Raw genomic sequence first — 26,358 nt, 5'->3', positions numbered from 1 at the left:
ATATAATATTGTTGGAAGAATGAGCCAATAAGCAATTTGAACAGCAGTAAACTTTACGAACCAATGAAAAATATCCATCCAAACACCATAATAAGTTGCTAACAGGGCAGCAACACTTGAAATCAATAATACGGAAATTATCGCAATTACGAGGCCTTTTCCACCAAAGCGACGTGCTGTACTGGATATTAGCAATCCGTTAAAAAATATATTTATTAACAGGATAATATATATTATCAATTGTTCCAAAAGTGTCCCATCATTCAAATAGGGAAAGTGAAAGAAATGGAGCAGACCTCCCCACCCATTTGTTGCATTTTCAATGGCTGACAGAAATACTAACATGATTCCATACAATGTATTGACAGCGACACCCATTACTACAGTACCAAGAAAATAATCTGTTCTTCTTATTGACATTCCGATTGCATAAGGAAATGTTTGCGCAACAACCATGATTCCCGCGACTAGCATATAGAAAAAAATGTATGAAACCCCGCCAGTATACATTTTATCCTCACTTGAAATAAACAGACTGATGATAAAATTTAACAGGAATACTGAAAAGAGAATAATATTTGGTATTAAAAACCATCCCCATTTATCTCTTGAATACATTATTAGAACACCTTTAATATTCATTGGACAATCGCTCCTTCACGAGTAGATTTTCCTTTTGTCAAATGGACTACTAACTGTTGTAAGGACACTGGAGAAATTTCTAGTCCACTAGCTTCTGCTTGATGTCGATCCATATTGTTCTTATTTTGAATAACTGTTGCAGAGAGCAATCCGCCAAAAGGCTCCCGATGGATGACCTCCTTATTTTTCACAAATGCTTCCACTTTTGCTGCTTGACCAGTTACCGTATAGGCAAGACCACGTAAATTTTCTGCCTCTTTATTAATGATTAATCGACCTTTGTCAATGACTAAAATATGTTCAAGTAAATTACTTACCTCATCAATTAAATGAGTTGATAATATGACAGTACGTGGATATTCTGCGTAATCTTCCATCAACTTGTCATAAAATAAACCTCTTGAAACTGCATCAAGTCCTAAATATGGTTCATCGAAAATCGTTATCGGCGCTCTGCTAGCAAGGCCGATGACAACCCCAACCGCTGAGTGCATTCCCCTTGATAGTTTTTTGGGCTTTCTTTTTAAAGGGAGATTAAAATCATTAACTAAGGAGTAGGCAAAATCCTCATCCCAATTTGGAAATAGTGACTTTGAAACTTTTAATATATCATTTACAGTGAAATTATCCGGATACTTTTGACTTTCTTTGATAAAACAAATTTGACTTAATACTCTCCTGTTTTCCACAGGATTTTCGCCATGTACTTTTATTTCACCACTCGTAGGAAACTCTTGAGCAGTCAATAATTTCATTAGAGTTGTTTTCCCAGCACCGTTTCTTCCAAGTAATCCGTAAATTTTATTTTCCTCAATCATAAAATTTATATCTTCAAGCGCCTTAAATTCCCCGTATGATTTATCAAGTTGTTTAACCTCAACGATTCTTTTCATCACTATTCATCCCCTTTCCAACCATATCCGTCAATTGATCAGACGTAATCCCTAACTTCTTTGCTTCATGGATCATCGTGATGATATACTGCTCAAAAAACTGTTCCTTCCGTTTATTTATGATCTTTTCACGTGCTCCCTCTGCAACAAACATCCCAATCCCCCGCTTTTTATATAAAATACCTTCATCCACCAATAAATTAACACCTTTCGCTGCAGTTGCAGGATTAATTTTGTAAAATGCGGCAAATTGATTTGTCGATGGAATCTGTGTTTCTTCCGCCATTCCTCCTTCAATGATGTCATCCTCAATCCGTTCCAAAATTTGCAGAAATATAGGCCGACCATCGTCAATTAATTGTTTCATATCCTCACCACCACATTGGTTAGTTACTTATGTAATTAACCATATAACAAATAAAGTGTAGAGTCAATAGGTGTTTTTATAAAAGTTTGAACTTTGTAAAAGATGTTAAAACCATAAAAAATGACCCCTCCATTATTGGAAAGGTCATTCATAAATCCGAACCATATTATTCTAACAATCTATTCCTCATCACTACCCCTATACCGTCTATATGGAAGCGGATTCCATGTTCGATATTCGAGATCCGCTTTACGCAAAGCTGCAGGAATATCTTCTAATAACCTGTTCGCTACCTCTAGTTCGCGCTCTGCTTCTGATTTATCCTGATACAAAAATTCATCAGATGCTTTTTCCATTGCTCTTTCCACTTTTTCTTTCAAGTTTTCTACAACCATTTCTTGTTGACGATAAATTGATTCTCTAGCTTCCGAAACCCACTCCGGCTGCACGGAACGAAGTTGATCCGTTACATGACTGAATTCTTCATAAATCTCCTTATACACACGGTCCGCATTTTCGCGTGTATCCTTAATGGCTGCTTCTAAATCTTCTATCGTTAGTTCATCCACCACTAAAGGGCGCTTGCGTTTGGAACCGCCAATTCCCTTAGAATGTAGATAATAAGGAAAAATAGACTTTATCGTTTTTCCAACAGGTGCAATTGCAAGCCCTTCCTCATCGACACCTTTAGGCTGCACACCTTGCATGGCAATACGGGCAGATTCTGGTCTTACAATTTCCTTCGGCGGTAAAACGCCATACCGCAGCAGTTCACGGATACCCGTTCCAGAAATATTAATTCGATAGCGCTCATCGTGAGGACATGTTTGTTCTGTTGCCGGGTTATCACAGCGCGTGCAATAAAACACCTCATGAAATAACCGAATATCAATTCCTAGCTCCTCTTTCGTAAACTTATCAAAAATCGTGTGACTTGCATATTTATCATAATAATCACCAACACCCGCATGGTCTCGGCCAATTAAAGCATGGGTACAGCCGTAATTTTTCATAATGAGTGCATGGAGAACTGCTTCACGAGGACCAGCAAAAATGTAGGTCACACGCAATGGCGAAAGAATGGTCCTCTCCTTTGGATAATACGTATCAAGCACAGCTTGATAGGATAACATACGGTATTCATGTCTTGTATATTCACGCTTTGCCATCTCAACTAACGGCTGAACAAATAATCCATCCAGTTCCTCAAGTGCATTGCGATGAATATATTCGTGACCGCGATGCAAAGGATTTGCACCTGTAATAAAGCCAGCAACCGATTTAAATTTTTTCTCCTCATAAAAGAGTTTCCATGTATCTTTCGGTTCGATTCGTATTTTTTCAAATGGCCCCCAATGGACTCGGCGAAGTAACTGAATCGGCCCAGCTAATGCAGTATCACCCATCCTTCGATAGATAGAATCGACACCAGGATGACTGCGGTCAGTCGTACCAAATAGCTGCTGAGCGCGGAAGTTTCGGTCATAATCGAAAATATCTTCTAACTTTAATATAGCTACAGGTTCCTTCGATTCATCAACTAATGCGACCTCATCTCCAACCGATAGAGATTGAATCACATGCTTATTTCTGTCGCCAACAGGTGCGAAGCTTAGCGGCACAGGCCAAACAAGTCCATTTGATAGGCGCCCTTCTATTAATACTGATTTATAGTCCGCTTCATTCATAAACCCTTCATTTGGAGATAGTACACCTGTAGCAATCATTTCAAGCGTTATGACAGCCTCTAAATCAACCATTATAAATGGAAGCAGATTTGCCCGCTCCATTGCTCTATCTCGTTCTTCTCCAGTTAAAACGCGGTTAACTAATTTCCCCCCATGTGGCAGTTGTGGATATTTTGTTACTTTTTCTTCAAAACTAGTCTCTTTGTTCATTACCAATCTATCTCATCCCCCTAAATTATCTGCTTTTCCTGCTTTACTGACTCCCCATGTCAATAAAGCGATTTTCAAATGCACATTTATTCCGCACTTTTATAACCTGTATGCGCCCGGACAGAGACTTCAGCATACCTTTTATAATCATTTTCTTTCGAAAAAATAGTTCCGAGATAACCACCGAGAAAGCCTAATGGCACACTAACAAGTGCAGGATTATCGAATGGGAAGATTGGGTTTCCTACAAATAGAGCGGCCCCTTCAACTGGTGAGAATACGCTAGGACTAATCGATACGAGAATTAATGCTGAGATCAACCCGGAAAAAACTCCCCAAACTGCACCCGAAGTATTAAAGCGCTTCCAATATACTGTGTATAAAATTACTGGCAAATTTGCACTTGCAGCGATACAAAATGCTAAAGAAACTAAGAAGGCTACGTTTAGGTATTGTGCACCTAATGATAATAATATGGATATAACAGACACACCTAATGCTGCATAGCGTGCAGCTAGCATTTGCTCTTTCTCTGTTATCTTTCCTTTTTTAATAATTTGGCCGTAAATATCATGTGCAAATGCAGATGCTCCTGATAATACGAGGCCAGCAACTACCGCTAAGATTGTCGCAAATGCAACCGCTGAAATGAATGCAAATAAGATATTCCCGCCAATTGCCTGAGCTAGTAGCGGTGCAGCCATGTTTCCGCCAGGATTTGCTGCGAGAATCTCACTTTCCCCGACATAAATTGCAGCCCCAAAGCCAAGGAATAATGTTAAAATATAAAAAATCCCAATCGTCCAAGTTGCTGTAATAACCGAGCTTCTGGCAGTTTTCGCATCTTTTACCGTGAAAAAGCGCATCAAAATGTGTGGAAGACCAGCTGTTCCGAGAACTAAGGCAAGCATTAATGAAAGCGTTCCTAGAGGATTATTATATTTGAGTCCCGGATTTAAATAGGCTTCGCCATGACTAGTTGCCGATTTTACTTCAGTAAACATGGCCCCTATATTAAAGTTAAATTTCATTAGTACTAAGAAGGAGATGATGATCATCCCTGCCATCAGAAGGACAGCCTTTGTAATCTGTACCCAACTCGTTGCGATCATTCCACCAAATAGAACGTAAATCGTCATCATAACCCCAACAATTAACACTGCTATCCAATAAGGGATATCGAATAAAAGCTGTATAAGTGCACCTGCACCAACAAGTTGTGCAATCATGTAGAAAAGAACAATGGTAATCGTACTAAGAGCAGCAGCCCCTCTTACTTTTTTCGCATCAAAGCGAGAATTAATCATATCGGCTAATGTATATTTACCGAGGTTACGCAATGGCTCTGCAACTAACAATAATACAACTAAATAAGCAATCAAAAATCCGATACTATAGAAAAATCCGTCAAACCCTTTTAAAGCAATCATCCCTGCAATACCAAGGAAGGATGCCGCCGATAAATAATCTCCAGCTATCGCTAATCCATTCTGCCATCCCGTTAATCCCCCACCCGCCGTATAAAAATCTCCGGTAGATTTTGTTTGTTTTGCTGCAATATAAGTAATAACTAATGTAAGAATAACGATTGCGAGAAAAAGAACAACTACAATCGGATCCATCTACCATTCCCCCTTATCTTATCTGCTCATTAATGATTTGTTCGGCTTCTTTATCAAAGGAAGCTGCTTTTTTTACATAAATTGAACTTATCACCCAAACCATCACAAACTGTGAAACCGCAAAAATCCAAGTCCAAGAAATATCTCCAATTGCTGGGGTGTTTAAAAATGTTGTGTAAGAGGTGAAAATTGGCAATAAAAAGTAAAAAATCATAAAAAATATAGTCATCGGTACTAAAAATTTATTCTTTTTGCTCAAAAATTGTTTAAACTGTGAACTGCTTGTAACCTTTACATAATCTACACTTTTCTCAGTAATTAATTCCCTTTGAGCCAAAATCAACCATCTCCCTCCTTCTATTTATAGATAATTATATATTTTTGAAATATTCTATAAATTGAAATTGGATGAACGGTTGAAAACACAGGGTGAATGGTTATGTATGACTGGTGAATGGTTGTAAACCTGTCGTATTGAACAACTTATCCTTTAAAGATATCAAAAATGGATTTACTTGCAGAACGACTTACAGGGATTTTTGTTCGATTTTTATCTTTTAGAGTTAAATTGCTTGTTCCGTTAAACCATGGGGTTATTTCTAAAACGTGATTCAGATTTACTAAGTAACTGCGATGTGCTCGAAAAAATAAATGACCTGCCAACTGGTCCTCTAAATCTTGTAAAGTCATCCGACTCATAATAACCTTATCCTCAGTATGAATCTCTAAAAGTCGTTTATTTGGTACGGCGTAGTAAATAGAATCAGGTGAGACTACAACCATCCGTTCTCCGTCATCAATTAACATCTTTGATACAATAGTTTGTACCTTTTTTTCCGTTTCTTCACTACTATTCTTTCGGTTCATTATACTTTTGCGTATTCGGTTCATCGTCCTTCGAAATCTCGTCTCGTCATATGGTTTTAATAAGTAGTCAACCGCTTCTACTTCAAAAGCATCCATTGCATATTCATCATACGCAGTGGTGAACACAAATAAGGGAATAGTGGCTGGCTCCTGTTTCAAAATATATTGGGCTGCCTCGATTCCTGTTAAACCCGGCATCTCTACATCAAGAAAAATAACATCAGGCCGATGTTCAGAATATAACTCAATTAATTGTTCCCCCGTTTCCGCGTGTGGAGTGAGGATAACTCCCTTCTCTTCCTTCAATAAATATAGCAATTCCTTTCTCGCCATCATTTCATCTTCAGCTATCATCGCTCGAATATTCATCCCAACACCTGCTTTTCTTCAAATTGATTTGAAATTGGAATCGAAAACTTCACTTCACTTCCCCCATGGGATAAATTTCGAATATGCAATCTCGCCGAATCTCCTAATAAATGGACTAATCGTTGGTTCACATTATAAATACCTGTCCCACCATTATTATGACTTACTAATGGCTGTAGACTTACAATCGGTAAAATATGTTGAGGAAAACCGCTGCCATTATCCCGAACTAGAACAGCAAGCCTCCCATTCTCTTTTTCTATCAAAATTTCAATCTTTGCACCATCTGTTACATTCTTTAAACCATGTTGAACCGAATTTTCAATCAATGGTTGAATGCTCGATGGCGGAATATAAATATTTGAAAGATCAGCTGGCTTTATAAAATCAATTTGTAATCTTCCTTTAAATCGTTCTTGAATAATAGAAGTATAGGCTTCAGCATGTTCACACTCTTTTTCTAGTTCAACTAATGATTTCGATACTAAGCGTAAATTAAACCTCATATAGCTTGCTAATTGCAGTGTTAGGAGACGAGCTTTCAATGGATTTTCCCGAAACAAACCGGCAATTAATTGAAGGGTATTAAACAAAAAGTGTGGATTGATTTGTGCTTGTAAATTCCTTAACTCTGCATCTCGAATATGTGCCTTTAGTTTTTCCGCCCCAAGCATGTTCAATTGATCTGAAATAAGTTGTCCTAGCCCTTGTGCCATCATCATTTCAACAGGAGAAATATGCTCTGCTTTACGGAAATAGAAAGCAATAAGATACGTTACATTATCATCTTCTATTATAGGAATGAAAATAGCTGCCTCAAGGCTGCAATTTTTATGAGTACACATTAAATCTGATTTCACGTGTGTAACTTGGATCTTTTTCAATTTAATCGACATTTGTGCTGGATGAGCCGTAATTGCATCCCCAAAATGATGATGCTCTTTACCCAATCCTTTATGGGCTAATACCTCCTTTTGATCTGTAATGGAAACAGCAGCAAGTCTAAGGCGACTATATAATAATTTTGCCAAGCCATTCGCAACGTCAATAGGTGAGTCTTTTTTTAAAAATGGTAGTGCCTCTTTAGCGATGGTTAATGCTTGTTTCGATGCTAGCGCTGCCTCATTTTCTTGTTCGCGTAAAACAATTCCGATCATCGCTGTAAAAATGGCAATCGCTGTACTATTCGATAACACGAGTGGTAAGCCAATCGTATTGACAAGTGTAATCATATCTAGTCGATCTGTGTACATAATAAGAAATAATTGCATGTGTAAAATCGGGGGAAAAACCCCAATAAATAGAGCCTTCAGCGGAGAGATAACACGTTCGTTGGAAAAAAATCTTGCTGTTAACCCTGCCAGTAAACCTGAAATAGGGTTGACGAGGGCATTCGCCATTCCCCCAACACCGCCAAGAAACAATAGATGAATCCCAGTAATGACCCCAGCTCCAAAACCAAGTGTCGGACCACCTAATAAACCGGCAATCACAATCGCAACAAGGCTCATGCTAACAATTAAGTGATGATCCTCTACTGGAAAAATAACTAACTGATGACTGATGACTCCATCCTCATGTATGACAATCCCTGTAACCGTACTAGCTATTCCAAATAAGCCAAACACTAATGCATGAACGAGCGACATCTTCACACTATAATTCCGGTAAACCAATGACCTGAATCCAGGGGTCCGTGTCATCACAAATGCAATAATTAGAAGTAGTCCCAAACGTTCGAATAAAATAATCGTTAAGCTTTCCATTTCTTTTCTCCCCTTAAAGAAATGCCGGTCTGCGATTGTATATAAAACTTGTTAAATTCTGTTATTGAATCGGATTGCTTACTTGAAAGAATGGTTCCCAAATATGCACCTAGAAAGCCCATTGGAATTGTTATTATACCTGGATTATATAGAGAAAACACAGCCTCTCCTCTAATCCATCCATCATCTGGATTCATAATGTAAGGACCTAAAACAACGAATAATAAAGAAGCAGCTAGACCAGTAAACATACCCGTAATGGCCCCCACTTGAGTAAAGCGCTTCCAATAAATAGTTAATAAAAGAACCGGGAAAATACTTGATGCGGCAACAATAAATGTCATCGAAACGAGAAAAGTTACATTAATGGTCTCCAAATTTAACGCAAATAAGGTGGAAATCAATCCGATTCCCAATGCCGACCACCGTGCTGCCCTCAATTGCTCCTTTTCTGTTGATTTCCCTTTTTTCAAAATATGATGGAAAATATCATGGGAAAAAGCAGTTGTGGCGGAAATAACAAGCCCTGCAACGACTGCCACAATAGTTGTAAAGGCAATCGCAGAAACAAATGCCAACAAGAAGTCACCACCAACCGCCTTTGCAAGTAATGGTGCAGCTAAATTTCCAGTAGGGTCAAGTACCATTAGCGAATCATATCCTAAGAATGCGACAGTCCCAAGGCCTAAGACGAGTGTCATTAAGTAAAAAATCCCAATAATCCATGTTGCGCTTATTAGTGACCTGCGAACCTCAAATGTATTACTTACCGTAAATAGGCGTATTAAAATATGAGGCAATCCTGCAGTCCCAAGCACTAAAGCAAGTTGCAGCGAAAGGAATTCCAATGGGTTATCAAATAAATTTCCAGGGAGGAAGAAACTCTCTCTTAAAGGCGTACCTGTTTTTACTTCTTCAATTAACTTCGCAACATCCCAATTGAAATGAGAAAAAACGATAAGTGTGAGAAGAAATGTTCCTGACATAAGAAGAACGGTTTTCACAATCTGTACCCAAGAAGTCGCAATCATCCCACCCATAACCACATAGATCGTCATTAATCCCCCAATCACAATGACTGAAATAGAATAATCGATATCTAGCAGTAATCGAAGTAAAAATCCTGAAGCAACAAGTTGAGGAATCATGTATAGTATGGAAATGATAAATGTACAAAATGCCATAATTAAACGCATCTTCTCACTTGGAAATCGGGAACAAATTACGTCTCCAAGGGAATATTTACCTAAACGATGTATAGGTTCAGCAACTAAAAATAATACAACAAGATAAGAAACTAAAAAGCCAATGGAATATAAAAAACCATCATAGCCACGAATTGCAACCATCCCAACTATACCGAGAAAGGAGGCTGCACTAATGAAATCGCCAGCTATAGCCATTCCATTTTGAAAACCTGTTAACGTCCCTGCAGCAATATAAAACCGATTAGTTGTTTTACTTCGCTTGGCTGCCCAATATGTAATAATCAATGTACAAACAATGATATAAATAAGAAATAAAAAATAAGTAGGATTCAAAGCGATTCCTCCCTATCGATACCTTCCATCTGTCGTTCAATGTTTTTAGCTGTTTTATGATAAAACCAACAGAAGATCCATGTCATCGGAATTTGTAAAAATGCATACAACCATGCCCAAGAAATATTAAAAATAAAGCTTGGCCGAGTCATCACATTAGGAATAAAAGTAAGAGATAAAGGAAGCAAAAAATAAAACAGTAATGCAACAGCCAAAGCAGGCGCCATCAACTGCTTTCTCTTACGAATTAAATGCAAAATTCGCTCCTCCATTTATCTTCCTCCTGTTTTCTGAAAAGTCAGCAAAATAGTTCAATTCAAATGATACATGAAGGACTTAGGCTTGTAAAGTTGATACTGATACTGAAACTCTATCCGTTTCGGCTTTGATTCCAGAAAACAGTTTTTAACTCAAAATTAGCGAAAACCTTTATCTATTTATCCTTTACCTGATACGGAGACCATTGAGGCTTCGGTAATCGATACAATTTGTTTTGCTATCTTACAATAGAAAAAAACCGCATAATACAAATAATGGAGAGCGTTCCCGCTCTCCATTATTCTTTAGTCTATAAACTTGATATTCTCTGGATTAGCTCCCTTGACATACTCAAATTCAGCAACATTTTCAAATCCTCTAATTTCTGTAACCTTATCTCCCTCAATGATGACTTTTGAAATTTTTGTTCCTTTAAAATCAACAATTGTACCATTATACTTATTTTTAGGTTTAATCGTAACTATTGTGTATGCAAATCCTTCCCCATGGAATTCTGCATATTCACCTGTGAATACAACACCATTTTTGATTTCTGATTTTTCATCAAGTGTGATTGAAACACTTGGATCATGAATCATTAGTTTTCCAGTTTTGTAATTTTTATAATCATATATTTTTTCAGGAACAATAGGCTCTTCCTTCGTTTCTTTATTTACTGATGTAATAAATTCCATATCCCAGTAAATATCAGAACTTGTTGGACGGTCCTGATGAACTTCAGCCGCTAATACGTTTGTTCCTTTAACTAAATGAGCTAAATCTGCTGCGTCTAATGTAAATGTTTCATATCTACTTTCATCAGCAACATTTGACCCCGATAAATCTGATAAATACTTGTCATATCCAATTTCGCCTTCTGGTAGATTGTGTCTGCCAATTTCATGTCCGTTCAAGTACAGAATGACACTATCGTCAATCCCGAAGTTAATATGACCAACATCACCAATCTTAGATAAATCTTCTACTTCAAATGATGTTCTAAAATAGTAAGTTGGAATTTTATTACTTGCATCTGGGCCATAGTTTATCACTGTATTCACTCTACCAAACATTGGGCGATTTTCTGATGCAGAATATCCAAGTGGTGCTACACCGCTCATCCAGCTACTGTCATCAAAGTCAGGTGCTCTCCATGCTGTACCTTGATCAGATCCATCATCAAGATACTTCCAATTACTCCATTTTTCGAAAATAGTTTGTTCTGCATGCTCAACGATTTGAATGGTCACTTTTTCTGTTTCAAAGGCTTTTCCTTCATTTGTTACTTCAGCCCATACTTGTACTTTTACAGGCTTGGCACCTTCTCCAACTGTTACCTTGCCATCTTGAGAAATAGAAAGTTCACCTTCTGGGCTTGTTTTATACGTAATGTCTTCGAAAGCAATATCATACACGCCACCATCAACATTTTTACCTGTTACATTAAGTGAAACTTCTGGATAGAATGTTGACGGTTCTGTTGGGACCACATTACTAGATGCTTCAAGAGAAACTGACTCAAGTGCTGGAAGTACAACTTCAATCGAAGGATCTTTAACGATTTTATAGGAATCTGTTACTTCCATTGTATCTACACGATAAGTCGTAAATGCTAGACTCGTTGGCGTTACTTCGATATTCGTAAATGTTGGTACTCTTAATTGTGATCTGTCTGCTGAATAAAATTCAGGGTCTTTTAAATTATAATATTTGCTACCACTTGATGAGTTGGCGGTTAAGTACAATGTACCTTCTGGATTAATCACACTGCCATCTTCGGCAATCATTTGGTTCTTCAATGGTTGAAGATTCTTCATTTGATATGTTCTTACGTAAGAATGATCATGTCCCATTAGTACAACATCAATATTTAATTTATCAAACGTTGGAACAAGGTCTTCTCTTAATTTAATAATGCCTGCTTCTAAAGAATGGCTTGCTGCGCTGTAAATGGAATGGTGGAAAACAACAAATTTCCATTTGAAATCCCGATCTTTTGTCGCTTCAATTGTTTCTTCCATAAACTGAGTATGCTCAGCTGCATTCTTATTATTTGAGTTCAAGTTCATGATAAGCGTATCGCCATATGTAAAATAATAATCTCCACCTGCATTATTTGAATTACCTAGTGCTGGATTTTGATATGGTGTATTAAAATGATATTCATAGACTCTTGAGTTATCGTGGTTACCAATTGTTGTTGCAGTTGGATATTGTTTCAATTTTCCTGGTGCAAAAAATCCTGCATACTCTTCTTCTGAGTTTGCATCATTTACTTGATCCCCTGCTGATTGAATAAAGCTTGTATTCGGGAATCTTTCAATTGCTTTATTTAACGTGCTTACCCATCCCTCAGTGTCTTTGCCAATATTACCTGAAGAACCGATTTGTGGATCTCCCGTAAATAGGAAATTATATGAATCTGTTTTTTGTGTTTTAAAGCTATACGATTCTGACCATTTTCCATTGCCATCGCCTAAACGATAGACATATTCTGAAGAACCTTCAATATCTGTTATGGTCACTTCATTTGCTTGGTATCCTGAAGATGCTGGTTCTAGTGTTGCTGTAACGGTTTTTGCAGTTTCAGGTTTGCCGTCTGTGACCTTTGCATACTCAATAACACCCGGTACATCTGTTTGTGGAGAATACCATGAGAAATTGTACTTTGTTTCATCAGCCCCTGGTGCAAAAAAAATATAAGATGCATCATAAACAGTTGGATCTACATAAATTGATTTAAATTCCATATCAAAAAATACATCTGAACTAGAAGGTCTGTCCTGATGAACTTCAACAGCAAGTACGTTCGTACCTTTTACAATATAGGACATTTGTTCATCAGTTAAATTAAATATTTTATCATTAATTTCACTTGCATCATTTAATCCAAAATCCTGAACATAGTCATCGAATTTAATCTCTTCACCTTCTGGAAGATTAAATCTAGCAATCTCTTTTCCATTCAGGTAAATGATAGCACTGTCATCAATGCCAGCTGTGATTACACCTGAAGTACTGATTTTTGATAAATCCTCTACTTCGAATGTCGTTCTGAAATAAGATGTTGCATGCTTGTTTTGCGAATCGCCTCCATAATCAATGATCGTTGCGATGTTACCAAAAGTTCCATGCTTCTCGCTTGCTGGATAGCCTAATGGCGCAGCTCCATTTTTCCATTCGCTATCATTAAAATCATTTTCCTTCCATGCTCTACCTTGGTCGGTTCCATCATCAAGATATTTCCATACACTTCCTCTGTCCAGTAAAAGCTCGTCTGACTGTGCTTCAGCTACTTCCGCCACCGCTGTTCCTACATATGGACTTAAGTTTGAAAGTACCGTTAGTAACACGAGGGAAAATACAAAGAAACAACGCAAAGATTTGTTTTCTTTCAGTACGGATATCACTCTATCAACTCTCCATTCTATTATTTTCCTTCGACACAAATCGATCGAAGTCAAAGCTAGCATACAAGCATATTGTTATTAATCTGTTGACACAATATTAACTTTCTGTAAATTGGATAAATTGGGATAATATACCCTAGTCCTTCGTCTCGCTTTTACATATCCTTCAAATACTAAAGACCTAAAAAACGCTGTAGATTAAATCCACAGCGTTTTTCAATAATACTGGTCATCTATGAAACTACTTACTACTATAAAGTATCCTATAAAAATACCGTCTGACTTGCTCACGATAAATAAATGTTTTTATGTATTAGTTTCACTACTTTTACGCAAGAGCTCTTTTGCAAAGTCAACAAGTCGATGTGCTTCTTCGGTCCACAGAAAATTCACATCCAAAGCATCAGGGCCTAGACGGAATCGATCCAGTGCGTCAGCATCCTTGAAAATCTGATACAGCGGTATGGCCCGTTCACTTAATCTAGACAACTTATTAATCTCTGACAAACCAAGCGAATCATCCTGGTCATAGTAAAAGGTAATGTAATAGGTTTGCTCATCAAATGGCAAATCGTGCTCACGGCAATAATAATCTACTCTCAAAATTTGTGAAACATTGAGCATAAATATTTATAGCTAATCAGTTACTGTTAATTTAGCCAGTGCCTCTGAGTTAAATACTGCTCCGTTACAATACATGTCATAGGCGACCATTTTAGTAACATCCAAAGCATTTTTAGTGTCTGTTACCATTTGGTGACCCGACTCACCTTGACCATTATTCCGTATCCTAATCCTACGTTTCCGAATACAATTGGATTTGTAGCAGTAAGAGAATTAGTTACGATAACTTTGGCTCCAAAAAGCGTATATGTGAGTTTACCGTTGACAAATCCATTCTGCATATAAAAATGACCGGCTGCATCTTTCAATTTCGAAATTACATTAAATGCTTCTCGTTGCATATAGAATACAGAACCCGACAGATAATCCGGATGAATTGAATTGTAAATGTCCATTAGTTGAATGATAAATAATTTTAACAATGAATAAGTTTAGATAAAAAATGAGGTAATTTCCCCTATTGGTGGAAACTACCTCCTTCTTAAAAAAATATTGAGTTGTCTTTTGTGGTAGCTAAAATTAGTAACAAATTAAAGACTCTAAACCCCTCGGGTAGTATGTCAACATTTCCATCCCATCTTCAGTTACAAGAACAGTATCAGAATGTCGGAATCCTCCAATCCCTTTAACATATATCCCAGGTTCAACTGTAAATACCATACCAGGTTTCATCATTGTGTGGTCACCCAGATCGAAGAATGGTGATTCATGAAATAATAAACCGATCGCATGGCCAGTGTGATGGCGTGTTAATTCCGTTAAATTATTCTCATGAAAATAGGATTGAACTGCCTCCTCAACATATGAGACTGGCTTTCCTGGCTTAATGTGTTTGAAAGCCACTTCTTGTGCTTCGAACATAAATTGAAAATACTTTTCTTGATCTTTACTTACATCTTGGACAAACATAGTCCTTTCTAATTCACTTTTATATCCCCAGATACTTGCTGAAGACGCAGTCACTAACGTGTCTCCTGATTTTAATATAGCATTCTGTGTAACAGCATGAGGATAGGCGGACATTTCTCCAACTTGTCCCCGAAATAGAGCAAAAGCAGTTTCGCCATGCGGTTTATAGTCTGGTCCTAAAGTTTCAATCATAGATATTGTTGACTCAGTACTTGCTCTACTCGTTATTTCGAGTTCGCTCACCCCTGGCTTAGAGTACTTTTGGAGTAAACGATGTGCTAAGTTTCCCCATCTACAGGACTCATTGATTAATTCTATCTCTTCTTTGGATTTGATGGACCTTAACTCAGGAACAAAGTCGATAATGGATTTAAAAACCTTCGCTTGTATTAACTGATCAATAGTCGGACCACGATAGCCCGCGGGTGAGCCATAGCCTATACTATCGACTCCAACTCTTTTCCCTTGAAATCCTGCTGCAATTAATTCCTCTTTAAAATATTCCATCGGATGTTTTATTCCAGGGTATTCAGGATAGGAATGAACAAAATCGATTTGGACTGAAAAATCTTCAGCATGAGCTTCCTCTAAATAGGGCACAAATAAATGGGTTTTTTGATAATGATCAATAAAAAAGGCAATTGGCCGTTCCGTTGGAGAAAAATAAAATCCCGTTAAGTAAAAGATGTCAGTAGGGCTAAAAAGAATAGCACAGTCTAGTTCTTGTTGTTTCAGTTTATTCCAAAACCTCTCTTGCCTTGAAATAATTTCTTTATTTGAAATGGATAATCTCATAGTTACACTCCATTTATTATTGATATAGATGGCAAGCAACAAACCGTCCTGGCTCTATTTTAGTCAGTGCTGGCGTTTCTACTTTACAAATCTCCATGCAATTTGCACATCTTGTATGAAACGCACATCCTTTTGGTGGATTGGCAGGGCTTGGAACATCTCCTTTTAAGATAATTCTTTCCTTCTTTTGGATAGCATTTACTTCTGGTGCAGCAGAAATAAGGGCATTCGTGTAGGGATGAAGTGGATTAGAAAATAAGTGTTCTTTTTTTGCAAGTTCGACAATTTTCCCAAGATACATCACGGCCACACGATCTGAAATATGTTCACAAACGGACAAATCGTGAGTAATGAACATGTAGGTTAATTGATATTGTTCTTGGAGATCTTGCATTAAATTAATAACCTGCGCTTGAACGGATATATCAAGTGCAGAAACGGGTTCATCCGCAATAATTAGTTTTGGATTCAACACTAATGCCCTTGCGATTCCAATTCTTTGGCGCTGTCCGCCACTAAATTCGTGAGGATGGCGTTTAGTGTAGCTAGGGTCTAATCCAACTTTATTCATTAAGTCAAATACTTTTTCTTTCCTTTCAATACTAGATCCGATATTATAAACCTTCATCGGCTCTAACAAGGTTCTTTCAACAGTCCATCTTGGATTAAGAGAAGCGTATGGGTCCTGAAATATCATTTGAATATCTTTTCTAGTTGCTCGCATTTCATTTTTCGAAATGGTTGTTAAATCTTTTCCTTCTAAATTAATTTTACCCTCCGTCACCTCAAGCAACCGGACAATTAATCTAGCCATAGTGGATTTACCACAACCACTTTCACCCACAATTCCAAGTGTTTCTCCTTTCATAACTTGAAAAGAAACATCATCTACTGCTTTGACTGCTCCAACCTGTTTAGAAAAAACTCCCTTTTTAATTGGAAAATACTTTTTTACATTTGATACTTCTAATAAACATTCGTTATTTTGCAGTTTCGATAATGTCATTTGTATCCCTCCGCCACGCTTCTGATGCTAGCCAGCAAGCTGATTCTTGACCACTTTTTACTGTCATTAATGGGGGCATTTGTGTATGACATTCATTCATAACATAAGAACAACGATCAGAAAATCGACATCCCTTGCCCCAATTCACTGGGGCAGGTACTTGCCCTGGGATAAAGTTTAAACGATTTTCTTTCTGCCCCTTTTTAGGAAGTGATGCTAATAATCCTTTTGTATAAGGATGGGAAGGGTTGGTTAATACATCCTTTACAGATCCCGTTTCAACAATTTTTCCAGCATACATGACAACCAATCGGTCGCAAACCTCTGATACTACTCCTAGATCATGTGTGATAAGAATCATGGACATGCCTTTCTTCTTTTGGAGGTCTTTCATAAGATCAAGTATTTGTGCTTGAATCGTAACGTCCAACGCTGTTGTAGGTTCATCGGCAATAATTAATGTAGGATCACACGCCATAGCTATTGCAATCATAACTCTTTGCCTCATTCCACCTGATAGTTGATGAGGATAGCTATGGTATATTTCATCAGGACGGGGAATTCCAACTAGTTTTAATAAGTCTACTACTTTTTCTTTTCGTTCTTTTTTCTTAAGTTTTTTATGAATTTTTAAGGATTCTCCTATTTGGTCACCAATACTATAGACTGGATTGAGTGATGTCATAGGTTCTTGAAAGATCATACTGATTTGATTGCCGCGTAGTTTTCTCATTTCTTTTTTTGGTAAATCAAGAAGATTGATTCCATTAAAATCAATCTTCTCGCCAGATACTGTTCCAGGTGGTTTAACGAGTCCCATAATAGAGAGTGAGGTAACGCTTTTCCCGCAACCGGATTCACCGACAATCCCTAGTGTCTCCCCTTTCTTTACATGAAACGAAATTCCATCTACTGCGTTGAAGGGAGTTTTTTTAGAAAAAAATGTTGTTTTTAAATTGTTAACTTCTAGGATGTTCGTGCTCAAGAATCCCTCCCCCTTTATGAACCCGTTTTTATACCAGTATTTTGCTGCAGACTGACATCCATATAGTCCACTAACTGTTGAATAATTTCATCTGTATGAGCCATTGAAATAGCATGATGAAGCAGGTAGTTAGGAGAACAATACACACCTTTTCCTGCAAGTGTTTCAATAAACTTCGCATAATGTTCCTTTTTGCTTTGGGTTGCACTTCTGTAATCAACGATTTCTTGATCGGTAAAATACCAATGGAAATGTCCGCCTCTTCCTTGCATTCTTGCTTTTATTTGATATTTATCTGCGATATTAGCAAACTCTGTAATTAGTTTTTCCGTTTTAGTTTGGAGCGTCTGGAATACTTTTCTTTCCTCGTAAATCTCCAGAAAGGCCAGTGATGCTGCTAAAGAAAGCTGATGGCCATTATACGTTCCAACAAAAGAGCATGTTCCTTTACCAGGTGTTACCGTTTCAAAAATGGCTGATTTCCCTGCTAAAGCAGCTAGCATATAACCGTTACTAATCGCCTTACCAAATGAGGACAAATCAGGTGTCACTCCATAATACTCTTGAGCGCCACCAGGTGAATCTCTAAATCCGGTTAATAACTCATCAAATACAAGAACAATATTTAATTGGTCACATAATTTTCTCAATCCTTGTAAGTATTCTTTTTTGGCTGGAATATAACCGATATCAATCATAGTTGGTTCAATAATTAAAGCAGCAATTCGGTGTTTGTTTTTAGTAAGTAACCGTTCAGCTGTTTCCAGGTCATTATAAGGAAGAACAAGAGTACTCTTTACCACATCCTCAATTAGTCCAGATGCACCTGGAAGTGAATTCGGTTCGGATTTATCTCCCGCCTTTTGCAGATCTGGCCAAGTACTCACGTGGACAGCATCGTGCCAACCGTTATATGCTCCTTCAATGACTGCGATATCGGATTTACCTGTATATGTTCTTGACATTGCCATTGCATGCATAATAGCTTCCGTACCAGTATTGGTGTAACGAATTTTCTCAGCTGTAGGAACGAGAGAAAGGAATTTCTCGGCTGTTTTTATACTTAATTCTGTTTCCACTCCGGTAACAATTCCTGACGTACTGTAATATTGGATTCGTTCATTAAATTCTTGATCATTATGACCAAGAATGATAGAACCATTCCCCATGATGCAATCAATATAGCGATTGCCATCGACATCTGTTAGATATGCTCCTTCACCCTTTTGGTAATAAATGGGGTGAGGATTTCGAAAACGTGAATTCGAATTAACACCACCAGGTATTGACGTTACTGCTCTTTTATATAGCTCTTCTGATTTTGTAAGTTGCATTATAGACACTTCCTATCTAAATTGTTTAACTGTATCAGCGGATAACATGTTTTTATATAAAAAGTCATAGAATTCTACTTTTTTATTTTCAGGTAAATTAGTATATACCTGCTGAACTGCTTCATTACCTCTCCAATAGGAATAAATAAATGGAGCTCTTAGATTGTGTTTAAAGAAACGAAGTCTCGATTCAATCCAATTTTCCTCAGCAAATGCAAATTCTCTTAAAAATGCAGCTACCTCTTCATCTGATTTTTTCTCCGTATGAATCATATGGGCTGCATTTATTCCAGAGGTGGATTTAATTTCTTGGTATAATTGATAGATTTCATCATCAATCGTATGAACCCAATCAATAAAATGAATTCCATTGTCACCAATTCCCTCAAAAATAGAGCTACTTGCCGTGTTTGTTATGACTAATGCCGCATCTAAAGGAATATCACCAGATTTTACTCCTAACTCCCTAATCTTCATATGGGTGGTGTGTCCTGGAAAAGACTCATGACATACTAAATGCTTCAATGATTCATACGTGTAGGATAAATCACCATTAATATACATTTTTCCGCCAGGATAATCACAGTAGGCGCTATATGGAACACCGTAAACGACTACAGGGATAACTTCTGTATCTTCCATTTCCTTAAACATCTTTTGAACGACTCGTTCTTTACCTTGTAATAGCAGGTCTTTTAAAACAGATTCAATTTGCTGTGAAGGAACATGTTGTGTTTGTTCCCACTTCCTTACTTTTTCTAGTAAGGATCCCGTCAATCCTTTTTTGGATAATAGGCTATTCAATTTTTGGTGAAGACTTTTTCTTTCAGCAAGTGTAAGGGGATTCTCGTTTACATATAATAATCCCCTTACTTTTTCTCTGAAAGGAATAGATTCACCACTACACCATTTTGCGAGTATCATTAATGAACCAATTTGTTGTTGCATGTAATTTCTACGAACCTCGGATTGAATATTTACATATTTGTTTCTTAAATCCTCTAAATCTGAAAATATATCATTCCAAGTGCGATAATTATTTGGAGTTTCATTAGTCAAATTAACTGGAACTAATCCTTCATTATCTAAGGACTCTTCCGTGGTTAATGAAATATTTTTTCGATAAAACCTATCCATTCCAAGAACAACTTTTGTATAGTATTGGGATAATTTGTGATCTAAATCCTCAAAAAGGACCGTTTGAGTACTCATTAATTTTTCTCCGCACTATCAAGATTTCCTAACATAAATCCAAAATCACCAGGGTCTACTTTATGAAAGAGGCCTCTCGTTAAAATCACCAAGTTTTTTTGAAAAGGTGTGCGAATGACCTCAAGTTCTTCGAAAGTTCTTGGATTAAATGTCCGTGCGAGAACTTGATTACCCTCAATTACTGTTCCAACTGAACTAAAATCAAACTCTGGCACCATAATTCCTCCTTGTATTGGACGAATAGTGGCAATCTCAGTCATAACCTTCTGTTCAGGTGCAGGAGTCATCTCCCCAGGAATCATTTTCAATTTCTTCATTACATTAAATATTCCTGCAACGCCTCTTTCAATATCCCTGTCATAGTTCGGACCCCCTCCAACCTCGACAGTAATACTTGGGATTCCTTTTCCTATTGCATAAGTAGCTGTTGTTCCTTCGTATGGATTGGAAGGACGATACAGGATTGGAAAGTTAAACGCCCTTGATAAATCTTCATCATTCTGAATGTATACATAATCAACAATTGGAATAGCTCCACCGGCGTGCAAGTCAATAAAAACATCAATATGATCTAAAAAGTTCTCTACCATAGAATGGGCGAGTTGTTCTGTTACCCAGCCATTTTTATTTCCTGGAAACAAGCGATTCATATTGTTCATATCAAGGGGTGTATTTCGGGTCATGCTTTCAAAAGCAAGAGGATTGGCAACTGGGAGCAGCTTTACGACCCCAGATAGATTGCTTTCATCTAATCTGTTATAAACGCGTCGAATAATTTCCGCCCCTATAATCTCATCGCCATGCACTAATGCTGAAATGCCAAGTACAGGCCCTTCTTTTACACCGTGAATAGTATGAATCGGTAATGAAAGTGGATTTCCATTCGATAAATGTGTAACAATAACCTCTTTATATTCGCGTGTAGATGTAACTGTCATGATAATTCCTCCTTAATTAATTTCGTTTTAGTTTTGAATCCGTTAAATCTCTAATCCCATCACCTAATAAATTAAATCCTAAAACAGTAATCATAATTGCCATTCCAGGATAGATTGACAAATAAGGGGCTTCCCGAATAAATTTCATTCCGAAGGCCAATGTCCATCCCCAACTAGATTCCGGTGGTTGAATCCCTAATCCCAAAAAGCTAAGTGTTGCTTCGGAGACAATGGCTGTACCAAGTCCTAATGTAGCGACAACGACAATCGGGGCTAAACAATTGGGCAATACATTAAAGAAGATAATCCGAAAGTCACTTGATCCAATCGTTTTTGCTGCCTGAATATATTCCTCCTCTTTTATAGCAAGAACATTGGCTCGGACAATTCTAGCGTAATTTGTCCAGTATACAAATCCCAAAGCTAATATGACATTTTCTATACCTGGTCCTAGTGCTGCAACAAGTGCGATGGCTAAAAGCAATACAGGAAACGATAAAACAATATCAACTATGCGCATAATAATTGTGTCAACCCATCCACCGTAATATCCGGAAATTAATCCAAGGGTTACCCCAATGACCATAGCTATAGCCACTGATATTAAACCGACTTGAAGGGAAACCCTTGCTCCATAGATCAATCTAGTAAACAAATCACGTCCAAATTGATCGGTTCCTAAAATATGTCCATCTTTCATTGGAGTAAGAAGACGATTTCCCATCTCCATTTCATATGGGTCATGAGTCGATATGAGAGGTGCAAAAATCGCACAAAATATAACAATTAAAACGAATATTCCTCCTATTAATACTGATTTACTTTTAGTCAAAAGATGAAGGAATTCTCCTAATTTAAACCTCTTTTTGGGTAAATTATTTGTTTTGTTTTCCGTTTGGAATTGATTTGAAAGCTCCATCACCTCCCTCCTTAAGCTTGTTGGATTTTTGGATTGATAACGGCATATAGGATATCTACAATCAAGTTAATCAAAGCGAAAATAAGCGCAATCATTAATACACAGCCTTGAACAACTGGAAAATCTCTCTGACTAATCGCTGTTATTACTAATCGACCGATACCGGGCCACGCAAATACTGTCTCAGTTACAATCGCACCACCAAGTAAATTTCCAAATTGGAGCCCTACGATTGTTACAACTGGGATTAAAGCATTTCTAAAAGCGTGCTTCATGATCACAATAAATCCTCTAACTCCCTTTGCTTCAGCTGTTCGAATATAGTCCTCTTTCAATACTTCAAGCATGGCTGAGCGGACCATTCGAGTGATTAATGCTGCACTCATGACACCTAGAGTGAACGCCGGTAAAATTAAATGCTTAAGGCTATCTACCACATAGTAAAGGTTTCCGGACTGAATTGTATGCCCGATGGCTTCATATAAAGGCTCTCCCCTTCCGAAAGAAGGTAGGATATTTAAGTTTACTGAGAAGCCAATAATTAATAGTAGACCGAGCCAGAAAACAGGCATAGAAACCCCAAGTTGAGCAAAAAACATGCTAATGTAATCGAGCCATGAGAATTGTTTTGCAGCTGATAGAATCCCTAATGGAATAGCAATAATTAGCGCAATGACCATAGCGATGAGAGCTAGTTCGATGGTTGCTGGTAAATGCTTGAAAATCAGTGTAATCACGGGTGTATCTTGAAAAATCGAAATTCCTAGATTTCCTTGAAACAGGTTTTTAAGGAAAACCATTAACTGAATATAAAGTGGTTCATTTAATCCCATCACATTTCTTAATCGTTCGAGATCCTCAGGTGTTGCATCTTGGCCAAGCAAGGTCAAGGCAGGATCACCTGGTATTAAGTGCAAAAGAAAGAATACAAGGATGGATATCCCTAATAGTACGGGTATAAATTGTAGAAATCGTTTGATTATAAATGTTGCCACTTAGACCACTCCTGACTTTAAAGGAAAGGAGGGATCTCCCCTCCCTTATTTCAGACTTAATTTGATATTTCAGCCATTTTTAGTCCATTAAAACTTCCACTTGGATGAATGTTAAAACCAGTTAAGTTTTTGCTATACATGGCAATATATCCTTGGTACAGAACGACATTATACGCTACTTCCTCGGTAACAATCTTTGCGGCTTCCTGGTAGATTGAAGTGCGTTCCGTTCGATCAAGTGCTGCTCTTCCTTCTTCAATTAATTTGTCAACGGTTGGATTACTGTATTTTCCGTAGTTACTTCCGCCATTAGTATGAAATGGATTATAAAAAGAACGATCTGGATCAATTTGATTTAACCAGCCAACTAGTGCAATATCAAAATTACCTTCAGTTAATGCTGCGCTAAAAGTTGGCCACTCGCTTGTTTTTACTTCTGTTTGAATTCCATATTTGGTGAATTCATTTTGTAAGTATTCAACAGTCTGTATACGGTTTGGATCCTCGCTATGAGTCGATAGAGTAATAGTTAACTTTTCTCCGTTTTTATCTAGTATTCCATCTCCATCGGTATCTTCCCATCCAGCTTCTTTGAATAGCTCTGCAGCTTTACTAGGATCATAAGGGAATCCAGAAATGGAATCATCATAAGCCCAAGATGCAGGAATTAGTGGTGATTTACCTGGTTTATCCATCCCTTGATAAATATCAGTGGAAATAACGTCTTTGTTTACTAAGTGTGAAATGGCTTGACGGACATTCATATCAGATAGGATAGGGTGTTTTTGGTTAAAGTTTAAATAAGTAAATCCTAGTCCCTCAGTTTCCTTGACTTCAAATTTGTTATTTTCTTTTAATCGTTTAATATCCTGTGGTGAGAGTGGTGAATGGACTAAGTCAATATCTCCTGATTCAAGAGAAGCTACGCGTGTAGAGTTGTCAGGAATAATAAAATACGTGATCTTTTTCGTTTTTGGTTCTCCATTCCAATAGTTTTCATTTGCTTCAAATGAAATTTTACTATTTTTATCCCACTTCACCATTTTATAGGCACCAGTTCCTATTGGATTACTTGATAAGGAATTATCATTTTTTTCACCAATATGTTTTGGGACAATTCCAATATTTAAATAGGTTAACAAAGGGGCTGACGGTTGTTTTAAAGTGAATTTCACCTGATGACTATTAATTACTTCTACAGATTCTATTGGTGCATAAAAAGAAGCGGAAGGTGCTTGAAAGTTTGGATCAATGATACTGTCATAGGTATACTTAACGTCTTCTGCAGTGAATGGCTCACCGTCATGGAATGTTACATCATCACGGAGAGTGAAAATCCACGTGGTTGGATCAGGATTCTCCCATTCTTTTGCAAGTGCTGGTTCTGGCTCCAAATTAGCTGAAAGGACAATAAGTCCATCATAAACAAGTTCTGAAACTCTTGTTGCCGAGACATCTTTAGAAAGACGTGGGTCCATAGTTCCTGCATCAACATCTAATCCGACCTTTATGTCATCTCTCTTTTCGGAAGTGGCGCTGCTGCCAACAGAATCACTAGAACTACTAGAGTCATTGGAACCTGAGTTCGTGCTTGAAGGCTTTTCATAGGAACAACCCGCTAGAAAAGCTGTAAGGGTTAAAGCAATAACAAATACTATAGACACCCATTTTTTTTGCCCCATAATTTTCATATTCCTCCTTTTGCTTCTCCTTTTAATTTTGTTCTACGCTAGTGAATTCTATATATTGCACCTCCTTGGAGCAATTTGTGAGAACTTCACAACCATTTTTAGTAACAACAACGATGTCTTCTATTCGAATCCCATATTTATTCGGAAAATATAGTCCGGGCTCTATACTGAAAGCCATTCCAGGTTGGATTACATCATGGTTGTTTTTATGAATAGACACTCCCTCATGAAGTTCTAGTCCAATGCCGTGTCCAGTTCGATGAATAAAATATTGATGGTAACTTTTTTTTGCAAACAAACTTCTAATAAATAAATCTATTTCGGAAAATAGCACCCCTGGTTTGACCATTTCAATCGCTTGTAATTGTGCTTCGTGAACGACTTTATATAAATCTTCAAATTTTTGATTTCTTCTACCTAAGAAAAAAGTTCTTGTAATATCAGAGCAATACTCCTTAAACACCCCACCCATATCTATTAAAATTGGTTGATCCATACGACACATTTGGTCGGTTATGACATGGTGAGGATTTGCCGAGTTTTCTCCGAATCCGATAATTGGATTGAAGGACAGTTCTTCAACTCCATGCTCTGCGAAGAAACTCTTAATTGTTCTTGCAACTTCTTTTTCTGAAGCAGGAAAATGTTGGAGTTGGAGAATTTGATACATGACTGCATCTGCAATCTTTGCCGATTGCCGAAGAGTATCAATTTCCTGCTCATCTTTAATTTCTCTCAACTTTTCTATAATTGTACTTTTTTCAAAAGTTATTTCTGGGAACTCTTTCAACAAATCAATTAAATAGGAACATAGCCAATTCTGGTCGATTCCTAATTTTTCGTGGTTCAAAAAGTTAGTAGCCAACATTTGTAGCGGATTCATTTCATCGCTGTAATAGACGATTTCAATTTCAGTTGACATAGGAACTTGATCGAAAAACATTTGATGAATAAATAGTTTTGGCTTTTTTTTAAGTGATAATAGTAGTGCGGTCATCCGTTCACCTGTATCAATGTTTGCCCCTAATAAATACTTCAAATTATAAATGGAAGTGACGACCAAATGGTCAAATCGATTTGATTCTAATTCATGTAAACAGTTCTTCAATCTAGTAGAATATGGTTCCAATTTCCAAATCATCCCTTTCTAGTTAAAAATAAAAGACCGAGCCATGTCGAAATAACCCTTATAAAAGGAAGATTTCGAACAGCTCGGTCTTAAAAATCTTTGTTATGAGTAGGGGCTTCCTACCCACTGATCTTTAGGCTCGCTGGTTTTTGTAATCATTTGAATATTTCGTATATTTGGATTATATA

General features: G+C 37.3%; 23 protein-coding genes. All 23 read right to left on the bottom strand.

Annotated features, from left to right (window positions below; all coding sequences use genetic code 11):
* Positions 1–642 (bottom strand): hypothetical protein (locus tag V7164_RS15375; RefSeq protein ID WP_335354516.1); only part of this gene is annotated, 642 nt, incomplete at its 3' end.
* On the bottom strand, positions 639–1,535 hold the full coding sequence (locus V7164_RS15370) for an ABC transporter ATP-binding protein (protein ID WP_335354515.1): 897 nt from the start codon (positions 1,533–1,535) through the stop codon (positions 639–641). The genes V7164_RS15375 and V7164_RS15370, both read right to left, overlap by 4 nt.
* Positions 1,519–1,902 carry a GntR family transcriptional regulator gene (locus V7164_RS15365; RefSeq protein WP_335348256.1) on the bottom strand — a complete coding sequence of 128 codons (384 nt, stop codon included), beginning with the start codon at positions 1,900–1,902 and terminating at the stop codon, positions 1,519–1,521. Before V7164_RS15365 ends, V7164_RS15370 begins: the two co-directional genes overlap by 17 nt.
* A gap of 179 nt (positions 1,903–2,081) precedes the next feature.
* Positions 2,082–3,800 (bottom strand): sulfate adenylyltransferase, encoded by a 1,719-nt coding sequence (locus V7164_RS15360; protein ID WP_335343745.1) that lies wholly within the window; start codon positions 3,798–3,800, stop codon positions 2,082–2,084.
* Between the two features lie 86 nt (positions 3,801–3,886).
* On the bottom strand, positions 3,887–5,422 hold the full coding sequence (locus V7164_RS15355; RefSeq protein WP_335343743.1) for a solute symporter family protein: 1,536 nt from the start codon (positions 5,420–5,422) through the stop codon (positions 3,887–3,889).
* A gap of 13 nt (positions 5,423–5,435) precedes the next feature.
* The gene (locus V7164_RS15350) at positions 5,436–5,759 is read right to left on the bottom strand and encodes a DUF485 domain-containing protein (protein WP_335343744.1); all 324 of its coding nucleotides are present in this window, start codon (positions 5,757–5,759) and stop codon (positions 5,436–5,438) included.
* 146 nt (positions 5,760–5,905) lie between these two features.
* Positions 5,906–6,658 (bottom strand): LytR/AlgR family response regulator transcription factor, encoded by a 753-nt coding sequence (locus V7164_RS15345; protein ID WP_335343742.1) that lies wholly within the window; start codon positions 6,656–6,658, stop codon positions 5,906–5,908.
* Entirely contained in the window at positions 6,655–8,424 is a 1,770-nt protein-coding gene (locus tag V7164_RS15340; protein ID WP_335343741.1) for a LytS/YhcK type 5TM receptor domain-containing protein, read from the bottom strand. Before V7164_RS15340 ends, V7164_RS15345 begins: the two co-directional genes overlap by 4 nt.
* Complete coding sequence (locus tag V7164_RS15335; protein ID WP_335343740.1) at positions 8,412–9,965, bottom strand: solute symporter family protein; 1,554 nt, start codon at positions 9,963–9,965, stop codon at positions 8,412–8,414. The genes V7164_RS15340 and V7164_RS15335 overlap by 13 nt, the downstream gene beginning before the upstream one ends.
* Complete coding sequence (locus tag V7164_RS15330) at positions 9,962–10,237, bottom strand: DUF485 domain-containing protein (protein WP_335343739.1); 276 nt, start codon at positions 10,235–10,237, stop codon at positions 9,962–9,964. The genes V7164_RS15335 and V7164_RS15330 overlap by 4 nt, the downstream gene beginning before the upstream one ends.
* 291 nt (positions 10,238–10,528) lie before the next feature.
* The gene (locus V7164_RS15325) at positions 10,529–13,633 is read right to left on the bottom strand and encodes a metallophosphoesterase family protein (RefSeq protein WP_335343738.1); all 3,105 of its coding nucleotides are present in this window, start codon (positions 13,631–13,633) and stop codon (positions 10,529–10,531) included.
* Positions 13,634–13,939: 306 nt separating this feature from the next.
* Positions 13,940–14,203 carry a hypothetical protein gene (locus tag V7164_RS15320; protein WP_335343737.1) on the bottom strand — a complete coding sequence of 88 codons (264 nt, stop codon included), beginning with the start codon at positions 14,201–14,203 and terminating at the stop codon, positions 13,940–13,942.
* Between the two features lie 176 nt (positions 14,204–14,379).
* Entirely contained in the window at positions 14,380–14,652 is a 273-nt protein-coding gene (locus tag V7164_RS15315) for a phage major capsid protein (protein WP_335343736.1), read from the bottom strand.
* A gap of 124 nt (positions 14,653–14,776) precedes the next feature.
* The gene (locus tag V7164_RS15310) at positions 14,777–15,961 is read right to left on the bottom strand and encodes a M24 family metallopeptidase (protein WP_335343735.1); all 1,185 of its coding nucleotides are present in this window, start codon (positions 15,959–15,961) and stop codon (positions 14,777–14,779) included.
* A 16-nt stretch (positions 15,962–15,977) separates the two neighbouring features.
* Positions 15,978–16,967, bottom strand: a complete 990-nt coding sequence (locus V7164_RS15305; protein WP_335343734.1) for an ABC transporter ATP-binding protein — start codon at positions 16,965–16,967, stop codon at positions 15,978–15,980.
* Complete coding sequence (locus V7164_RS15300) at positions 16,942–17,952, bottom strand: ABC transporter ATP-binding protein (protein WP_335354514.1); 1,011 nt, start codon at positions 17,950–17,952, stop codon at positions 16,942–16,944. The genes V7164_RS15305 and V7164_RS15300 overlap by 26 nt, the downstream gene beginning before the upstream one ends.
* A 14-nt stretch (positions 17,953–17,966) precedes the next feature.
* Positions 17,967–19,286 carry an aspartate aminotransferase family protein gene (locus V7164_RS15295; protein ID WP_335343731.1) on the bottom strand — a complete coding sequence of 440 codons (1,320 nt, stop codon included), beginning with the start codon at positions 19,284–19,286 and terminating at the stop codon, positions 17,967–17,969.
* Positions 19,287–19,298: 12 nt separating this feature from the next.
* Positions 19,299–20,498, bottom strand: a complete 1,200-nt coding sequence (locus tag V7164_RS15290) for a hypothetical protein (RefSeq protein WP_335343730.1) — start codon at positions 20,496–20,498, stop codon at positions 19,299–19,301.
* The gene (locus V7164_RS15285) at positions 20,498–21,436 is read right to left on the bottom strand and encodes a succinylglutamate desuccinylase/aspartoacylase family protein (RefSeq protein ID WP_335343729.1); all 939 of its coding nucleotides are present in this window, start codon (positions 21,434–21,436) and stop codon (positions 20,498–20,500) included. The genes V7164_RS15290 and V7164_RS15285 overlap by 1 nt, the downstream gene beginning before the upstream one ends.
* A gap of 16 nt (positions 21,437–21,452) precedes the next feature.
* Positions 21,453–22,355 (bottom strand): nickel transporter permease, encoded by a 903-nt coding sequence (nikC, locus tag V7164_RS15280; protein ID WP_335343728.1) that lies wholly within the window; start codon positions 22,353–22,355, stop codon positions 21,453–21,455.
* An 11-nt stretch (positions 22,356–22,366) separates the two neighbouring features.
* Entirely contained in the window at positions 22,367–23,350 is a 984-nt protein-coding gene (locus V7164_RS15275) for an ABC transporter permease (protein ID WP_335354513.1), read from the bottom strand.
* Positions 23,351–23,406: 56 nt separating this feature from the next.
* On the bottom strand, positions 23,407–25,032 hold the full coding sequence (locus V7164_RS15270) for an ABC transporter substrate-binding protein (protein WP_335343726.1): 1,626 nt from the start codon (positions 25,030–25,032) through the stop codon (positions 23,407–23,409).
* Between the two features lie 31 nt (positions 25,033–25,063).
* Positions 25,064–26,170, bottom strand: a complete 1,107-nt coding sequence (locus V7164_RS15265) for a Xaa-Pro peptidase family protein (RefSeq protein WP_335354512.1) — start codon at positions 26,168–26,170, stop codon at positions 25,064–25,066.
* Positions 26,171–26,358 lie beyond the last annotated feature (188 nt).

Source organism: Bacillus sp. JJ1474, from assembly GCF_036965225.1.
GTDB lineage: Bacteria > Bacillota > Bacilli > Bacillales > Cytobacillaceae > Cytobacillus.
The sequence above is the reverse complement of the archived record's forward strand: the minus strand, read 5'-3'. Positions and strand labels throughout refer to the sequence as shown.

Excerpts from the sequence above, each read along its gene's own strand:
- V7164_RS15305 (WP_335343734.1), bottom strand. The coding sequence starts at position 16,967 with ATGACATTATCGAAACTGCAAAATAACGAATGTTTATTAGAAGTATCA.
- V7164_RS15355 (WP_335343743.1), bottom strand. The coding sequence starts at position 5,422 with ATGGATCCGATTGTAGTTGTTCTTTTTCTCGCAATCGTTATTCTTACA.
- V7164_RS15370 (WP_335354515.1), bottom strand. The coding sequence starts at position 1,535 with ATGAAAAGAATCGTTGAGGTTAAACAACTTGATAAATCATACGGGGAA.
- V7164_RS15365 (WP_335348256.1), bottom strand. The coding sequence starts at position 1,902 with ATGAAACAATTAATTGACGATGGTCGGCCTATATTTCTGCAAATTTTG.
- V7164_RS15330 (WP_335343739.1), bottom strand. The coding sequence starts at position 10,237 with ATGGAGGAGCGAATTTTGCATTTAATTCGTAAGAGAAAGCAGTTGATG.
- V7164_RS15310 (WP_335343735.1), bottom strand. The coding sequence starts at position 15,961 with ATGAGATTATCCATTTCAAATAAAGAAATTATTTCAAGGCAAGAGAGG.
- V7164_RS15295 (WP_335343731.1), bottom strand. The coding sequence starts at position 19,286 with ATGCAACTTACAAAATCAGAAGAGCTATATAAAAGAGCAGTAACGTCA.
- V7164_RS15340 (WP_335343741.1), bottom strand. The coding sequence starts at position 8,424 with ATGGAAAGCTTAACGATTATTTTATTCGAACGTTTGGGACTACTTCTA.
- V7164_RS15315 (WP_335343736.1), bottom strand. The coding sequence starts at position 14,652 with ATGGACATTTACAATTCAATTCATCCGGATTATCTGTCGGGTTCTGTA.
- nikC (WP_335343728.1), bottom strand. The coding sequence starts at position 22,355 with ATGGAGCTTTCAAATCAATTCCAAACGGAAAACAAAACAAATAATTTA.
- V7164_RS15285 (WP_335343729.1), bottom strand. The coding sequence starts at position 21,436 with ATGACAGTTACATCTACACGCGAATATAAAGAGGTTATTGTTACACAT.
- V7164_RS15290 (WP_335343730.1), bottom strand. The coding sequence starts at position 20,498 with ATGAGTACTCAAACGGTCCTTTTTGAGGATTTAGATCACAAATTATCC.
- V7164_RS15360 (WP_335343745.1), bottom strand. The coding sequence starts at position 3,800 with ATGAACAAAGAGACTAGTTTTGAAGAAAAAGTAACAAAATATCCACAA.
- V7164_RS15270 (WP_335343726.1), bottom strand. The coding sequence starts at position 25,032 with ATGGGGCAAAAAAAATGGGTGTCTATAGTATTTGTTATTGCTTTAACC.
- V7164_RS15345 (WP_335343742.1), bottom strand. The coding sequence starts at position 6,658 with ATGAATATTCGAGCGATGATAGCTGAAGATGAAATGATGGCGAGAAAG.